General features: G+C 30.6%; 14 protein-coding genes. 8 read left to right on the forward strand and 6 right to left on the reverse strand.

Going from position 1 to position 14,987, the window contains the following annotated elements; genetic code table 11:
- Nucleotides 1-5: 5 nt before the first annotated feature.
- From BN2665_RS19455 to BN2665_RS19465, 3 genes are read right to left on the reverse strand one after another with little or no spacing between them, the layout of a single operon-like run.
- Entirely contained in the window at nucleotides 6-212 is a 207-nt protein-coding gene (locus BN2665_RS19455) for a hypothetical protein (protein WP_055668778.1), read from the reverse strand.
- A gap of 1 nt (nucleotide 213) precedes the next feature.
- A complete protein-coding gene (locus tag BN2665_RS19460) occupies nucleotides 214-1,365 on the reverse strand; it encodes a Ger(x)C family spore germination protein (RefSeq protein ID WP_055668779.1) in 1,152 nt (383 codons plus the stop codon).
- Nucleotides 1,352-2,872 carry a spore germination protein gene (locus BN2665_RS19465; RefSeq protein WP_195892730.1) on the reverse strand — a complete coding sequence of 507 codons (1,521 nt, stop codon included), beginning with the start codon at nucleotides 2,870-2,872 and terminating at the stop codon, nucleotides 1,352-1,354. Before BN2665_RS19465 ends, BN2665_RS19460 begins: the two co-directional genes overlap by 14 nt.
- Nucleotides 2,873-3,036: 164 nt before the next feature.
- Between BN2665_RS19465 and BN2665_RS19470 the strand changes: the two genes are divergently transcribed.
- Nucleotides 3,037-3,504, forward strand: coding sequence for a DUF2975 domain-containing protein (locus tag BN2665_RS19470; protein ID WP_055668781.1), 468 nt, complete (start codon nucleotides 3,037-3,039; stop codon nucleotides 3,502-3,504).
- 11 nt (nucleotides 3,505-3,515) lie between these two features.
- Complete coding sequence (locus BN2665_RS19475) at nucleotides 3,516-3,725, forward strand: helix-turn-helix domain-containing protein (protein ID WP_055668782.1); 210 nt, start codon at nucleotides 3,516-3,518, stop codon at nucleotides 3,723-3,725.
- A 90-nt stretch (nucleotides 3,726-3,815) separates the two neighbouring features.
- On the opposite strand, the gene BN2665_RS19480 is transcribed toward BN2665_RS19475, so the two are convergent.
- The gene (locus BN2665_RS19480) at nucleotides 3,816-5,354 is read right to left on the reverse strand and encodes a hypothetical protein (protein WP_055668783.1); all 1,539 of its coding nucleotides are present in this window, start codon (nucleotides 5,352-5,354) and stop codon (nucleotides 3,816-3,818) included.
- 190 nt (nucleotides 5,355-5,544) lie between these two features.
- Between BN2665_RS19480 and BN2665_RS19485 the strand changes: the two genes are divergently transcribed.
- Nucleotides 5,545-6,357 carry a hypothetical protein gene (locus BN2665_RS19485; RefSeq protein WP_055668784.1) on the forward strand — a complete coding sequence of 271 codons (813 nt, stop codon included), beginning with the start codon at nucleotides 5,545-5,547 and terminating at the stop codon, nucleotides 6,355-6,357.
- Between the two features lie 145 nt (nucleotides 6,358-6,502).
- On the opposite strand, the gene BN2665_RS19490 is transcribed toward BN2665_RS19485, so the two are convergent.
- Entirely contained in the window at nucleotides 6,503-6,772 is a 270-nt protein-coding gene (locus BN2665_RS19490; protein WP_055668785.1) for a putative Se/S carrier protein, read from the reverse strand.
- Between the two features lie 326 nt (nucleotides 6,773-7,098).
- Here BN2665_RS19490 and BN2665_RS19495 point away from each other — a divergent pair, with 326 nt between their 5' ends.
- A complete protein-coding gene (locus BN2665_RS19495) occupies nucleotides 7,099-7,413 on the forward strand; it encodes a hypothetical protein (protein WP_055668786.1) in 315 nt (104 codons plus the stop codon).
- 21 nt (nucleotides 7,414-7,434) lie between these two features.
- Here BN2665_RS19495 and BN2665_RS19500 read toward each other — a convergent pair whose 3' ends face one another.
- Nucleotides 7,435-9,432 carry a sigma 54-interacting transcriptional regulator gene (locus tag BN2665_RS19500; RefSeq protein WP_055668787.1) on the reverse strand — a complete coding sequence of 666 codons (1,998 nt, stop codon included), beginning with the start codon at nucleotides 9,430-9,432 and terminating at the stop codon, nucleotides 7,435-7,437.
- Nucleotides 9,433-9,819: 387 nt separating this feature from the next.
- Here BN2665_RS19500 and ptsP point away from each other — a divergent pair, with 387 nt between their 5' ends.
- The 4 genes from ptsP to BN2665_RS19520 all read left to right on the forward strand — a co-directional run bounded on the left by ptsP (nucleotide 9,820) and on the right by BN2665_RS19520 (nucleotide 14,969).
- Nucleotides 9,820-11,436, forward strand: a complete 1,617-nt coding sequence (gene ptsP, locus BN2665_RS19505) for a phosphoenolpyruvate--protein phosphotransferase (RefSeq protein WP_055668788.1) — start codon at nucleotides 9,820-9,822, stop codon at nucleotides 11,434-11,436.
- A gap of 298 nt (nucleotides 11,437-11,734) precedes the next feature.
- Complete coding sequence (locus tag BN2665_RS19510; RefSeq protein WP_055668789.1) at nucleotides 11,735-12,697, forward strand: hypothetical protein; 963 nt, start codon at nucleotides 11,735-11,737, stop codon at nucleotides 12,695-12,697.
- A 324-nt stretch (nucleotides 12,698-13,021) separates the two neighbouring features.
- Nucleotides 13,022-13,579, forward strand: a complete 558-nt coding sequence (locus BN2665_RS19515; RefSeq protein ID WP_055668790.1) for an RNA polymerase sigma factor — start codon at nucleotides 13,022-13,024, stop codon at nucleotides 13,577-13,579.
- 4 nt (nucleotides 13,580-13,583) lie between these two features.
- Entirely contained in the window at nucleotides 13,584-14,969 is a 1,386-nt protein-coding gene (locus BN2665_RS19520; RefSeq protein WP_055668791.1) for a DUF4652 domain-containing protein, read from the forward strand.
- Nucleotides 14,970-14,987 lie beyond the last annotated feature (18 nt).

Genomic DNA, 14,987 nt, shown 5'->3' on the forward strand with positions numbered 1-14,987 from the left:
ACTCCTCATTGTTTGATTCTTAATATGTAATCTATAATTTTTGCTAAGCTATCTATTTTTATGTCACTAACTAAAATAAAAGAAAAGATAATTGATACAGTAACAAGACTCATATATACAATAAAATCCTTTTTAGATATATCTTCATATCTAAAAAAGTAGTCAATACAAATAGAAATACTATAAGCAATTATCAAGTAAATAAAATTCATATTAATCACCAACTTTTATAGGCTCTGAAGTAAGGGCAGACCATTTTACATCGAAGTCTACATTAACTTTAAAATTTAGTTTTTGAAGATAATTACTTTTATTCTCCTCATAAAACTTTTTTCCCTTGGGAGATTTTTGTATAATAATTGATGCAAAATTAAAGATATCACTATCATATTTTTCAATAGAAGCTTTAATAAAGTTTTCTAATTGATTAGCAAAAGCTCCTTCACTATATTTTTTCAAATAGTATAAATTATTAGGATTAGTTATATCATAGCTTCCCATGACTTCTGCAATAGAAGCCTTGAATTTTATATCTATATATATCATTGCAGCTTTGCCTTCTAAATCAGGTGTAATTTTAGTTTTGCTATCAAATATTTCCAAAGATATATCCGTGCCAGAAGGAGATATATTAAGGATTGAGTGCGCACTCTTATTTATTTCATTTTTAATAAAGAGTAAATTTTTACACTGGTCTAGGCTCATATAGCCCTTTAATTTATCCTTTTTAAATACTGCACAGTGATCAATATAAGGCTGTTTAGTATTTTCAGATATATTTATCCTTACCATAGGTACAACTTCTGACACCCCAGGTTTTTCTAAAGAAGCAATAAATTCAAATAATGAAATCTTTGGATATTTACCAACATCCCTTGTATTGTTTATCATGCTATCTATTAAGAAAGATATATTCTTATTTGTGCTTTGACCTGAGGTAAATATTTCTTTAGCAGTATTTTCACTGGATATTATTAAATGTATATTAGAACGAGCCTCAGCATCTCTTTCAAATAAATCAAGAACGGGTATTATAGACTCTTCTGCAATGCTTTCATTAACAATTATTATTTTGCAGTGTCCCCAATAAGCTTTTTTGCCCATTTTGGGTATTAGGTTTCGGATGGCATCCAATAGAGTATAACCTTCAGACTCTGAAAGTGAGGTTTGAGAACCTATAGCTTTACTACTCATACCTTGGCTTACTATTTCCACGGTAATTAAATATTTATCCTTATGTTTATCTATAGCTATACCTGAAATTATAGCCACCTTATCGAGTTCCTTATAATTCCAGCAAGAACATAGGCATGGCGCTAATGAGAAAATAAATGTTAAAATCAAAATTTTTTTATGGTTTCTCATTAGGTTTTCTGCCTCCTTTCTTAAGGGTTTGCCTTTTTTTATTCCTTTGACTAATGAGTAAGGGCCTGAGCTTTCTTGTCCAAATTGGCATTCTTAAGGCGGCGTCTTTGAAATTTTTACTGGTTACATCATAAGTTGCCAGCATATAGGGTATACCGAAGGATTTTAAGGAGTTTAAATAAATACTTAAGCCAATAACTCCAAAGATATAACCATATAATCCTAAAATAGAAGCAAGTAGTAGGAATATAAATCTTACTATTATGATTGATCCTAGCATTTTAGGAACTAAAAAAGAGCATATGCCAGTTAAAGCCACAACGATAATCATAGGTGAACTGACTAATCTAGCTTCTACTGCTGCCTGACCTAATACTAATGCCCCTATAATGCTCACAGCCTGGCCGGTGGGTTTAGGTAGCCTTACCCCTGCCTCTCTTAAAATGTCAAAGCCTAGTAGCATTAAAAAGGCTTCTAGGGATGTAGGAAAAGGAACACTTTCATGAGAAGCACCAATGTTTAATATAAGGGGTGTTGGAATTAACTCTTGATGGTAAGTTACTAATGCTACATATAGGGCCGGTACACTAGAGGTAAGCACAAAGGAAAATATTCTTAGGAATCTATTAAAGGTAGCAAAGGCGTAATTGTTGTAATAATCCTCATTGCTTTGAAGATATTCTATAAATATATAGGGTAACATTAATGCAAAAGGAGAACCATCGCATAAAATTGCTATCCTTCCTTCAAGGAGCTTAGAGGCTACAATATCTGGCCTTTCAGTATTTCCAATAGTTTTAAATATAGAAAAAGGAGAATCCTTAATATATTCCTCTATATATTGAGAATCTATAATACCATCGATATCTATAGCATCTAATCTGTGACTTAACTCTGATACTATCTCAGGTAAAGCAATATTTTCGATGTAACAAATGCAAATATTAGTTTGAGTTACTCTGCCAAGAACTCTAGGAACTACCTTAAAATTTGGATCTTTTATTCTTCGTCTTAAAAGAGATACGTTGGTGCTTAGATATTCTGTAAAACCCTCTCTAGGGCCTCTAACTACATTTTCTGATACAGGCTCAGAAATATTTCTGGTTTTAAATTCTCTAGTGTCAATTATAATAAACTTTGAAAACCCATCTATGAGCAGTACAGAATCTCCAGATAAAATAGAAGCTACTACTTTTATAGCTTCATTGCAAATAGCTACAGAAGGAGAAATTATTATTTTGCTTTGAATTTCTGATAAAGTATTAGAATTTAAGAAATTAAAATACTCATATTCAACTAAGGGCAGTATTATATTACTAGCTATGGAGGCTTGATTTACCATATTGTCCATAAACATAATACAGGCTTTGAAGTCTGAATAATGTCTGTTTTCTATATTTCTAAAGATTATATTAGTGTCATTATTAAAAATTTCTTTTAAAGCTTTAATATTATCTTCTAGAGAATCTGTTATTTTTAATGAGTTAGATAATTCTTTACTATTCAAAATAATTACCCTTTCGTGGCTTAATGATTTTAATATTATTTATTTACTACATTGTAAATTTTATTCATGAAATAAAATGTATTGTATATAAATAAATATTTATTGAAAAACAATAAACATATGATATAATTATGATATAGAGATTTAATGAGAGGGGAATTTATATGAAGGAAAGAAGAGGGTCTATAGGAGTCATACTTTTTTTGCTAAACTTTTGTATTTTTTTAGTAATAACACTAGGGGGAATGGTTGTTTATTTATCATTGGTTAAGCCTAATGATGTGAGAACTAAGATTTTAGAGCTTATCTTAAATCTTATAGTATTTTGGTGTGTTGGGAACATATGCTATAGTTTAAAAAAGATAATTAAAAATATAAAGGTTAAAAATATATTTATAGTGGAAAATGCAAAAAGATTCAAAATTATAGGAAGTTATGTAATTATATTTGGTATAATCTATTCTATGCTTTTCAGTGCAAATAAAGGTGGTATTTCTATAATTAAGATAGGTGATACTGGCTTTGGACCAGAGACTTTTCTTTATTTAATTTTAGGAGGATTAGCTTTTATACTGGCTTATATTTTTGAGGAAGCCATAAAGCTTAAAGAAGAACAGGATTTAACCATTTAGAGGAGGTATTTATGCCTATTATAGTAAATTTGGATGTAATGATGGCCAAGAGAAAAGTTTCTTTAATGGAACTAGCAGAGCGAGTAGGGATAACTAATGCAAATCTTTCTATTTTAAAGACAGGTAAAGCAAAGGCTATAAGGTTTTCTACTCTTGAGGCTATATGTAAGGAATTGCAATGCCAGCCTGGAGATATCTTAGAATATGTGGAAGAAAAGTAAGAATAGGCTAGGAATGATTAGAATAAGAGTTGATATTTGAGAGATTATTTCTAAATATCAACTCTTAAATTTTCTAGTTTATTAGAAGTATTAGTAATCACTATCTCCAAAAAGTTTATTAAATAGTGAAGACTTATTTTTTTTAGAAATTTCCATTACATGTGAGTAACTTACTTTTAGACTCTCTAACTCTTTTTTCAAAGAGGAGATTTCACTCTGTAGTCTAGCAATTTCTGTTTGTTGAGAGGTGCATCTATCTTCCAAGGTTTTAAGTTGAAACTCCTTTGGCACAAGCTTTTCTTCCGACATAATAAACTTTTCTTTTAAAATCTTATTTTCCATAGTAAGCTCCTCCTTTTCTTTTTTTAATTCATTTAAATGATAGTCTAGTTTGGCTATATCATTATTTTTAAGCTGCAAAGTAAAATTTAATTGAGAAATCTGCTGCTCTTTCTCGTTTAAGCTTTTCTTACATATATATATTTTTTCATATACTTCATCCATCTGTTTTCGTATAAAATTAAGATTTGAGTCCATAGACAAAATATTTTCTTTAGGACTTTCAACCTTAGACTCTATTTCCGCTGGTATATCATAGCCAGAGATGGTTGGAAATAATTCAGATATAACTAACAATTGTGATTTATTAAGATTATCCATCAATACCTCTTTTGTGGTTAAATGAGCTATATCTTTTGAGAAGTTTGATTTAAAGGAGGATTTCGTTAAATAATTCATATTAACTTCCTTGTGAATAGAAGGTATACTAAAGTGTTCTCCTTTATCCGTAGAATAGCAGCTATATAGCTTGTTTTCGCAAGTCCAGATTATCCATAAATGATCATCTAGCAGGAAAACGCTACAATGTTTTATACCTGAGTTTTCAAACAAGGTAATGCTCTTTTTCCAACTGGAGCTCTTGCATCGATAAAAGAGTCTAGAATAGAAATTATCTTTTTTTATATAGAGTACATGAATATCGTCATGGTATTGGAGTACAGAGTAATCTTCAAAAGGCAAGGATCCATTTTCAATTATGAAATAATCGCTCCAAATGCCATTGGCTCTAGAATAGCGTCTGTATCCGAAAACATAATCTTCCCTACGATTTTTATAGAATAATAAAATATTATCTTTATGATCTACTTGTATATCAAAGGCTTTTCCTTTAAAGTCAGCTATAGAATCTACTACCTTAGGAGTCATCCAATGGTTTTTATCCAGAGATATCTGATGGAGTAAAACTTTATTTTTAGATTTCTTATCCTGCAATATATAAAATAAATGAAGATCATTTCCGTAGAAGAGTACATAAAAATATACTATATCTACAGCATTTAAGCTATTGGTCCTAGAGGAGAAAATAACTTGTTCGCTCCATTTATCTTGTTGATAAATGCATAATACAATGCTGTTTAAGGCATCCTGGCAGAAAAGATGTATTTTATTATCTGGAGAGAGATAAACATAAAAATACTCTTTTTCAGTTTTATAAGCTACTATGTTTTCAGACCACTGCCCCTGATTAAAGATCTGATAAACTATTCCAACCTTTGCTTCATAATAAAATCTATATAATTCTCCAGACTCTAGCTTTATTAAATAAGGAATACTTAAGTTTACATCCATAACTCAACACCTTTAATTTATTACTTTATATAAAAATATGCTAGAGATTTAAAATATAATACTCTTTTAAAAAAAGGAACACATATAAAGCTCTCCTCATACTATATTAGTGATAATGTAGCTCGTGCAATTTATGCATGTTATAAATCCAAGTATGGATTTATGTTTTATTATATAAGGAGGGGAATATATGGTTAACTTTAGCCAAGAAAATGCAGCTTCTACCATAAAAGATGAGTGTCTCATAGCTTTTAAGGTATACGATCATTGCAGTCAAAAAGACTGTTTAAAACCAAGCGACTTAGGCCCAGCTCGTTCTGCTGAAAATGAACCTTGTAAAATAGAAGGAACAACGGTTCCTGCTGGAGCAGTGATAACTTTGCCAGTAGGAATAGTAGGGGTTAATATATTAGATAACAATGTAAAAATTGAAAAGATAACCCCAATAGTTACTCCAAGAAGATTTACTAATGATGGTTATTGGGATGTATCCGTAGAATACACCTTTGAATATGCATTACAATTTATAAAAGCAGATGGATGCATAGCTGAAGTAGAATGTTGTGGTGATAAAAAGAAGTACATTGATGCCTATAGCACCTTTACTAAGAAAGTAACTCTTTTCGGTTCCGTAACAGAGGACCTAGTAATAGCTTCTAATCTATTCTCGCCAGCAACTAATTTATTATCCAATAAGCCTTATGCTTGGGTAGAGGCAAAAGCTATAGCTCTAGAGGCTGTGATTAGTAATAGTCGTCATGTAGATGTTACTATAGGATTATTTACTATTATTAAGTTATTTAGATTAGTAAATCTCGTGGTTTTATCTAAGGGATTCTGCAAACCAAAACCATGTACACAAATTTCACCAGACCCTTGTGACTATTTTGATGGATTAAATTTCCCATTTGAAATCTTCAATCCACCACAAAAAGAGGACTATAGAAATTTAACTAGAAATGACTTCTTTAATGATACATCCTGCGACAATGATATTGAATAAGCTTATTTAAATGTACAAGGAAATTTTTTCTATACCATGCTACGAAAAAGTTATAAATAATGAGATTAGAAAGTGAAGCTTATGGCCCATTATTAGCCATAAGCTTTGCTTTCTAATTTTCTTTAGTTAGGTTGCCTAAGGGTTATTACTCAACTAATTGAAAGGTATTTAAATTAGTTACCTTTACTATTCTATATATATTTCTTATTTTAATATGGTGATTTTTACTTATTTCCTTAGCTAAAGTTAAAGACTCTTCTTTTATAACCAAAGATTGTGAGCAGCCAGCAGAGAGCTTACAGGGAGTATTGAATAATTCTACCTTGCAGCCCTTACTTTTTAACTTATTGTACATAGATGTAGAGTGATTGTATGAATCAAAAACTAGTAAGAATATCTCCTCTTTTTTCTCCAAATTATCTCCCCCTTATGATCATATATAGGAGGATGTGAGAGCATAAGTGTTCTTTTTTACGGGCCGATCGTGGAGTTCCACGCGTGGTGTATTGAAACCTAATAGAACACCTTTTTTCACAGCCTCCTGTATATTATATGAAGGGAGAATAAATAAGAGTTATTAAACACAAAAGAATAAACTATTTTTTTTATCTGGTAAGACTAGAAAAAGCGCATCATTGAAATGTAAAATATTTGATTATAATCCTCTTATATGATATCATGTATAAAATATAACAATTGCGCCGTGGATTTTGAGGTATTAAGAAGTAAGGGAGTGATACTATGACTAGTGGAAGCTTGAAATTAACCAAAGGAAAGCTATCCATAATATTAACTGTGATAGCAATACTATTTTCCATAGCCCATATTAATAATATGATTATGGGAGAACAAATATTAAGAAGTATCGGGCTAAGCTTTTTGTTTAATAGTTTTAATAGTTCTATTATTACTCTAATCTGCTCAATGATTATTTTTGCTTTTGCTGTTTTTCTAGCAGTAAGGAGTAAAGAAGACTTTACTAAGATAAGCGGAGGGAAGTTAGTAGTATTTACGGTGGTTATTGTGGGGGTTGTATTAAGTAACATCTATAAATAAAAAGCGACGTTCGTCGCTTTTTTATATATTGTACTTCTTACACTTAAGAGAGATAGTCCTATGAGTCAGCCCTAAAGCCTTTCCCGCCTGATTATAGCTTTTATATTTTTCCATAGCTAATTTGATGATTTCTTTTTCATATTCCTCAAAGGGCAGCAGTTCTCCATTATGAGTATTTATTAGGCTTCCTTTTAGGGAAATATTATTGTTATTTAAAAAAGAAGGCAAATCTTTTGGGGTTATAATAGAACTGTCAGAAAGGTTTATGGCGCGTTCTATTATGTTTTCTAACTCTCTTATGTTACCTGGCCAAGGGTATTCTTGTAGAAGCAACAGGCACTCTTTATCAACACCTATGATGGTTTTATTTAATTTTTTATTAAGCTTATCAATAAAATACTCTACTAAAAGGCCTATATCTTCTTTTCGATTTCTTAAAGGAGGAAGATTGATGCTTATTACATTGAGCCTATAATATAAGTCCTCTCTAAAACTTTTATCCTCTATCATCTCTTCAAGATTTCTATTAGTGGCGGCAATAACTCTTACATCGATGTTTTGAGGGGATAGCCCACCTAAGCTTTCAAACTCTCTTTCTTGAAGAACTCTCAGCAGCTTAACTTGCATAGAAATTGGCATATCTCCGATTTCATCTAAAAATATAGTTCCTCCATTAGCAATGGCGAACTTACCAGGCTTGCTTTTTAAGGCTCCTGTAAAAGCTCCTTTTTCATAACCAAAAAGCTCACTCTCTAAAAGATTCTCAGGTATAGCAGCACAGTTTACCCTTACAAAAGGATTATTTTTTCTGGGGCTATTATTGTGGATGGCCTTTGCTACGAGTTCCTTTCCAGTACCGCTTTCTCCTCTTATTAGCACTGTAGAAGTACTTTTGGAAGCTTTTTCACAGATGGTTAGAGCATCCCTTAAACTGCTGCTGCTTCCTATTATATCTTTAAAGGAAGAGTTTAATCGCGTATGCTTTATTAATTCTTCCTTATAATAATTTAGTTCTTCTTCAGATTTTTCTAGCTTACTTAATAAATCTTTAATATCATCGACGGTTTTAGAGGTAGAGATAACTCCTTTAAACTCATCATCAATAAAAATAGGCTCCACGGTAGAGATTATATCAATACCATTTTTATGCTGAACTCTGTTTTCAATCTTTTCTTTAGACTGAAAAACCTTAACCCTCAATCCCTTAGGAGACAGCTCGAAGATATCCTTACCTGTAACTTCATTGCCATGAACCTTCAGGTTTTTTTCATAGGCAGGATTTACATAGCTGACCTTTCCATATTCGTCCACAAAGCATATCAAATCATGAGAGCTAGCTAGAATTTTTTTGAATTTTTCATTAAGCTCCTTCATGCCTACTATTTCAGAAACATCTTGAAAAACCCCAATAGCTCCAATTATCTTTTCACCTAAAAATATTGGACTTCTATTTACCATAGTGATATGATTATTTATATGTTGTATTTTTCCAAATTGCTTTTCTCGTGAGCTTATAATGTTTGGCAAGTCAGAGTTAGGAATGATATCTCTTACAAACTTACCCATTACCTCTCTGGAAGTTTTATCTATAAGTTTTAAAGCATAATTATTAACGCTGGTAATATAAGAGTTTGAATCAATAACGATTATTCCAATGGGAACATTATCAATAATCTGTTCATTAGCAATAGTACTTTCTTCGATGATAGCATCTATTTTATTCATAGAAGAATTATTGCTAACCAAGTCCTTGCTTATAAAATCGCATAGTTCATTAACTGCTATTTGAGATAAAGGATCTGAGCTTTTACTGCTTACAGTAATGGTTTCGTTTTCTTGTATTTTTAAAGAAACTAAGGCTAACATGCTAATAGCCAAGGGAGATTTTGAATTCTTTCTGCTTATGTAAAGGTCTACATTATATCTTCCTTTTATTTCTGAGGCTTTATTTACTACCATAGCAGCAATACGAGTGTGTAATCCATTATGAATCTTAACAATAACATCCTTAAAAAACATAAAAAAACCTCTTTCATTATAAAATAATAGTATAAAAAATATGGTTTGATAAATTTTATCAAAGACTATGGTTTTGTTGATAAAATTTATCAATTTATATAATACTATATAAATACATATATATCTATAAGAAAACAATAAAATATTAAAATTAAATTTAAAAGAGTTGATAAAAAATATCAGCTTTAGAAAGTAAAAATTTATAGTGTTTAGGTGAATTATTAATAATATTTTAGGAAATATAAGATATAATGAGCTTTTTAAGGGATTGAATATATTAATAATTTATTTTTGGAGAAATGGCACGAAATTTGCTATTAATTATTGGAGTGCTTAAAATAATTTATGAATTAAAAATTAAAACTTATTATGTAGGAGGAATATATAATGAAAAAAGGTATTGCTGCTTCAAAGGGATACGCTATAGGAAAAGTTTTCTTACAACAACATGAAGAAATAATAATCACAGATGAAAAAATAACCGAGGTAGCTGCTGAAAAAGAAAAACTACATAAAGCCTTAGAAGAGGCAAGAGTTCAAATAGAGGCAATAAAGGCTAAAGCAGTAGAGTCTATGGGAGAAGAAAAAGCAGAGGTTTTTGAAGCTCACTTAACTTTGCTAGATGATCCTGAATTTACAGGAGCTATGGAAATAGAGATTGATAATAATACTAATGCCATGAAGGCTGTAGATAACGTAACAAATACTTTCGTAGCTATTTTCGAATCTATGGAAGATGACTATATGAGAGAAAGAGCGGCAGATATAAAAGACGTTTCTAAAAGAATAATTGCAAACTTAGCAGGGAAATCTTTAGAGGCCTTTTCTATAACTGAGGAAAACACTATAGTAGTGGCTCATGATTTAACTCCTTCTGATACTGCTCAACTAGATAAGTCTAAGGTAATAGCTTTCTTAACAAATATAGGGGGAAGAACTTCTCATAGTGCCATCATGGCTAGAACTCTAGAGATACCAGCCGTAGTAGGCATGAAAGATATTACTGAAGCTGTAAAAAATGGAGATATGCTTATAGTAGATGGAATTGAGGGAGTTGTAATTATAAATCCTGATGAAGCTACTATTAATGAATATGAAGCAAAAAGAGAAAGCTTTTTAAAAGAGCAAGAAGAGTTAAAGAGACTGATAGATGTTAAGACTGTTACTAAATCAGGAAAAAGAATAGAAGTAGCAGGAAATATAGGTAAACCAGAAGATGTACACCAAGTATTAGCTAATGGTGCTGATGGTATAGGATTATTTAGAACAGAGTTCTTATATATGGATAGAGATGATATGCCTTCAGAGGAAGAACAATATGAATCCTATAAATATGTACTTGAAAAAATGGAAAACAGACCAGTAGTAATAAGAACCTTAGATATAGGCGGAGATAAGCAATTAAGCTATCTGCCAATGCCAGTAGAAATGAATCCTTTCCTAGGCTATAGAGCTATAAGACTTTGCTTAGATAGAAAAGATATATTTAAAATACAGTTAAGGGCTTTATTAAAAGCTTCAGTGTACGGAAATCTTAAGGTGATGTTCCCTATGATATCCTCCTTAGAGGAATTCCTACAAGCAAAAGAGATAGTTGAAGAATGTAAAAAGGAATTAAAAGCGGAAGGAAAAGAGTATAGTGAAAATATAGAGTGGGGAATAATGGTGGAGATTCCAGCGGCGGCAGTATATGCTGATGAACTAGCGAAGCATGTTGACTTTTTCTCCATAGGAACTAACGATTTAATTCAATATACCCTAGCAGCAGATAGAATGAGCGAGAAGGTATCTTATTTATATAATCCAATGCATCCAGCGGTTTTAAAACTTATAAAGATGACCATAGATGGAGCTCATAAGCAAGGTAAATGGGTAGGCATGTGTGGAGAAATGGCTGGAGATGAAACAGCTATTCCAACTCTTGTAGAGTATGGCTTAGATGAGTTCTCCATGAGTGCTTCTTCCATATTAATGGCTAAACAATTAATATTAGAGCAAAATTAATTTATACAGATAACTTTAGTACTTCCTTAAAATTAATATAAAAACACTGATAAGGAGCTGTCATATAACTAATTTAAAGATTGGTTATATGACAGTTTCTTTTTATATGAAAAGAAACTATAAATTTCTTTTACGATTAATAGATATGAAATTTTCAAGTTAGATACAAGATATGACATTTTTTCTTGAAACAAGTGGTATATAATACAATTAATTCATTAGTTTAAAATCACATGGCTAATGGCACATGAAGTAAATAAAGGGAAAATATATTAGAGAATATAAGGAGGCACATAAAATGTATAATTTTTTTGATTTATCTAGTATTAAAGGTGAAGAATGGGACAAGATTTATAGATTTTGTGTTGATAAATCAAATTTATTTAAGAGTAGGGCTCTGAGTCGTTCCACAGATTTTTTTAGTGATCTAAAAAGTAAGGACATAAATATTTTCAATGAGTTTGAATATATAAGTAGGATTGATTTGAATGACATGAGTACTACAGAGCTTAAGGGTAATCATGAGAATATAGAAAAAATTAAAGAGATTTTAAATTATTTATGTGAAGTTGATAGCTTCTTTAGATTTACTATTCCTGATACTAGTGATTTTCAGCCAATCAAAGAGTTATTTTCAAATATAAAAGGTGTTAAAATTTTACCTGTGTGCTCTTTAGAATTTTATAAAAAAGATTCTTTTGTAGATTATTTGAGCATTGCAGGAGATTTTACAAAAGAATGTAAGGAGCTATTATGCTCTATAGGCATTTTAGATAAGTTACAGAGTTATACTCTTCATAGCTGGGATTTTTATATAATTGAAAAAAAGATTTGGAGGCCTTTAACTAGTATTGGAGTAAATTATTTTGTAGTATCGTTGACAGAGAAAGAGCTGAGTATATTACGAGACAAAAAGCTTATTCTAGGAACTGTATCTAAAATTCCGGCAGATTTTTCATCCATAAGGTGTAAGGTAAATGAAGTCACAAGGAATTTGATTTATAATGCTCCTCTATACTCTATTTATTTAGATTTTGATTCCGAAAAATCCTATTTCTCTAATATTGAATTATATGATGAGGATAGAGAAATTCTTTTTCTAGGGCATAACGGTGATTTTAAGGATTTGTGCCTTACAGATGATGAGCTTAATGAGTTAAAAAGTGTCCATAATATAAATACAGAAAAGTGGCAGCTTATTAAAAGAACGGATATATATGAACCTATTTTTGATTGGAGTTCAGAGTTTAGTAAAAGATAATAAAAATTATGAGGAGTATTATAAGACTACTATAGGAGGATGTGAAAAACATAGGTGTTCTTTTTCATGGGCCGCTCGTGGGGCTCCACGCGCGGTGTAGGGAAACCTATAGAATACCTTTTTTCATATCCTCCTATAAAAATAGTAGTTTTGTAATACTCTTTATATTTATAAATAAAAAAATATTTAAAAATAAAAAAATAGTAACTACGCATTAAAATAATCGTATATAATAGTGAATACAGATAAGCAACAAAAGATATTATAATTAAGAGCATTATTTATAACAGATGCATCCACTAAAACTGGAAGGGTGTGTTTTTCTTGGAAGAGGATTTAAAACTAGTTAAAGCCATTTTAAATGGTAATATAGATAGTTTTAACATATTAGTAAATAAATATGAATTATTCATATTAAAATTTGTATACAACATGATAAAGGATAGAGAAGCCGCTGAAGATATTACTCAGGAGGTTTTCATAACCTTATACAATAAATTATATCTATACAATTCAAAATATAAATTTTCTAACTGGGTATTACAAATTGCCAGGAATAAATGTATAGATTATATAAGAAAGTATAAGCGAGTTTATGAAGCTAACCTGGAAGATGCTAGGGAACTGGTTTCTAATGAGATATCTCCAGAACAAAGGATGGAATTTAAAGAGACTAAAGAAATTATTCAAGGTTTTATCAATAACTTAAATGATATAGACAAACAAATCATAATACTTAGATATTCCGAAGAGCTTACATTTTTAGATATAGCAGAAATATTAAATATGAGCGAGTCCGCAGTGAAAAGAAGATACTATAAAGCTAGAGACAAATTTAAAACCTTTTTCATGGATAAAAGAGAGCAGATAAAAGGGGTGTAATTTAATGAATTGCAGCACATTCAAAAAGCGATTAGAGGACTATCTTGAAGATAATCTTCACAATGACATGAAAGATGCCATGGATAATCATATAGAAGAATGCCCTAGCTGTAAAAAAATATACGAAGAAGAAATAGCTATAGAGAGCATGTTCAAGGCTGCCTTAGCTATTGAAGGAAGTACTTTTAATAGTTCTAGAAGCCATATAATAAAAAGTATCGATAAGCAGAAATATTCTAGAAATCTATTGGTGAAGCTTAAATATCACTTTTTTAAGTACAATAGACGGTATATTTCAGCGGCAGCGGCACTATTTATAGCTTTGGCGATGCCAGGACATTTTTCAAAACTATTCTATAAGTCAAATGACGCAAATAAATTGGCTAATAATACTTCTTTGCAAAGGGTTGAAGCTAATGTTAAGCAGCAAAATGAAAATGTAGATATAAAAAATAAGCAAAGCACAAATGTAAAATCAGAAGAGGGTAAGAAGATAGATATACCCACAAAAGATATGGAACTGGTTGAACTTTCTGGATACGTGCCATCTTTTACAAAAACAGAAGTGAAGTTTACCTTAGAACCTGAATTTGCTACTAAGTGGAAGGCTTCCGTAGATAACAGATTTAATGCTTGCATAGAAGGAAAAGGCCCTGAGGCCTCAGAAGAGGGAATAGGAGATGTTATTGTAAAGGATAACCAACTTAAAAAAGCCTGGAAATTTTCAATCCTAAATAAAAACACTCAAGATACCCCTAAATATCTTGAGTGGGCAGATAATAATAATTTATTTATAATAGTAGGATTGGCTCATGGCACAGTAAGTCAAGGTGGAAATGTTTATGCCCTAAACATAGACAATGGTAAATCCACCCTAGTTTATGAAACTCAATCCTCCAAAGAGCAAGTTAAATCATTAGCAAATAAAAATAATTCTTTAGATTTAAATTTAGTTGTTTATGACAATAACATGAACAATTATCATGAGGAAATGAAAATCATAAAGTATGAAAATGTTATTAGAGAATTCTCTGAGCCTGTAAATCTAGTAAAAAATCTTATAGAAGATATAAATTCAAAAAATTATACAGAAGCAGAAAAAAAGTTTTATTATACAGATAGCAGCTTTAATGAAAAATACTTAGGAGATTTAAATGCTATAAATAGCATGAAAATTAACAAAATCATAGATATAACAGATACATCTTTATTTAAAATTAATAATTTTTATGATTTTAAAGCTTATGCTTTAGAAATAGATTATAGTATAGATAAATCAAAGCAGAGCAATTTAAAAGATGGTGTAATTTATCAGAGATTTATCGTTGCTAAAGAGGATAAAACCTCCCTATGGAAAATAGTCCATGTTTTAACTCCGCCTCAAAATTAACCTCTTATAAGTTTATAC

The organism is Desnuesiella massiliensis (genome assembly GCF_001403615.1).
GTDB lineage: Bacteria > Bacillota > Clostridia > Clostridiales > Clostridiaceae > Desnuesiella > Desnuesiella massiliensis.

What these genes read in the sequence shown, in the direction of transcription:
- BN2665_RS19455 (WP_055668778.1), bottom strand. Translation starts at nt 212, where the DNA reads ATGAATTTTATTTACTTGATAATTGCTTATAGTATTTCTATTTGTATT.
- BN2665_RS19460 (WP_055668779.1), bottom strand. Translation starts at nt 1,365, where the DNA reads ATGAGAAACCATAAAAAAATTTTGATTTTAACATTTATTTTCTCATTA.
- BN2665_RS19470 (WP_055668781.1), top strand. Translation starts at nt 3,037, where the DNA reads ATGAAGGAAAGAAGAGGGTCTATAGGAGTCATACTTTTTTTGCTAAAC.
- BN2665_RS19475 (WP_055668782.1), top strand. Translation starts at nt 3,516, where the DNA reads ATGCCTATTATAGTAAATTTGGATGTAATGATGGCCAAGAGAAAAGTT.
- BN2665_RS19480 (WP_055668783.1), bottom strand. Translation starts at nt 5,354, where the DNA reads ATGGATGTAAACTTAAGTATTCCTTATTTAATAAAGCTAGAGTCTGGA.
- BN2665_RS19485 (WP_055668784.1), top strand. Translation starts at nt 5,545, where the DNA reads ATGGTTAACTTTAGCCAAGAAAATGCAGCTTCTACCATAAAAGATGAG.
- BN2665_RS19495 (WP_055668786.1), top strand. Translation starts at nt 7,099, where the DNA reads ATGACTAGTGGAAGCTTGAAATTAACCAAAGGAAAGCTATCCATAATA.
- BN2665_RS19500 (WP_055668787.1), bottom strand. Translation starts at nt 9,432, where the DNA reads ATGTTTTTTAAGGATGTTATTGTTAAGATTCATAATGGATTACACACT.
- ptsP (WP_055668788.1), top strand. Translation starts at nt 9,820, where the DNA reads ATGAAAAAAGGTATTGCTGCTTCAAAGGGATACGCTATAGGAAAAGTT.
- BN2665_RS19510 (WP_055668789.1), top strand. Translation starts at nt 11,735, where the DNA reads ATGTATAATTTTTTTGATTTATCTAGTATTAAAGGTGAAGAATGGGAC.
- BN2665_RS19520 (WP_055668791.1), top strand. Translation starts at nt 13,584, where the DNA reads ATGAATTGCAGCACATTCAAAAAGCGATTAGAGGACTATCTTGAAGAT.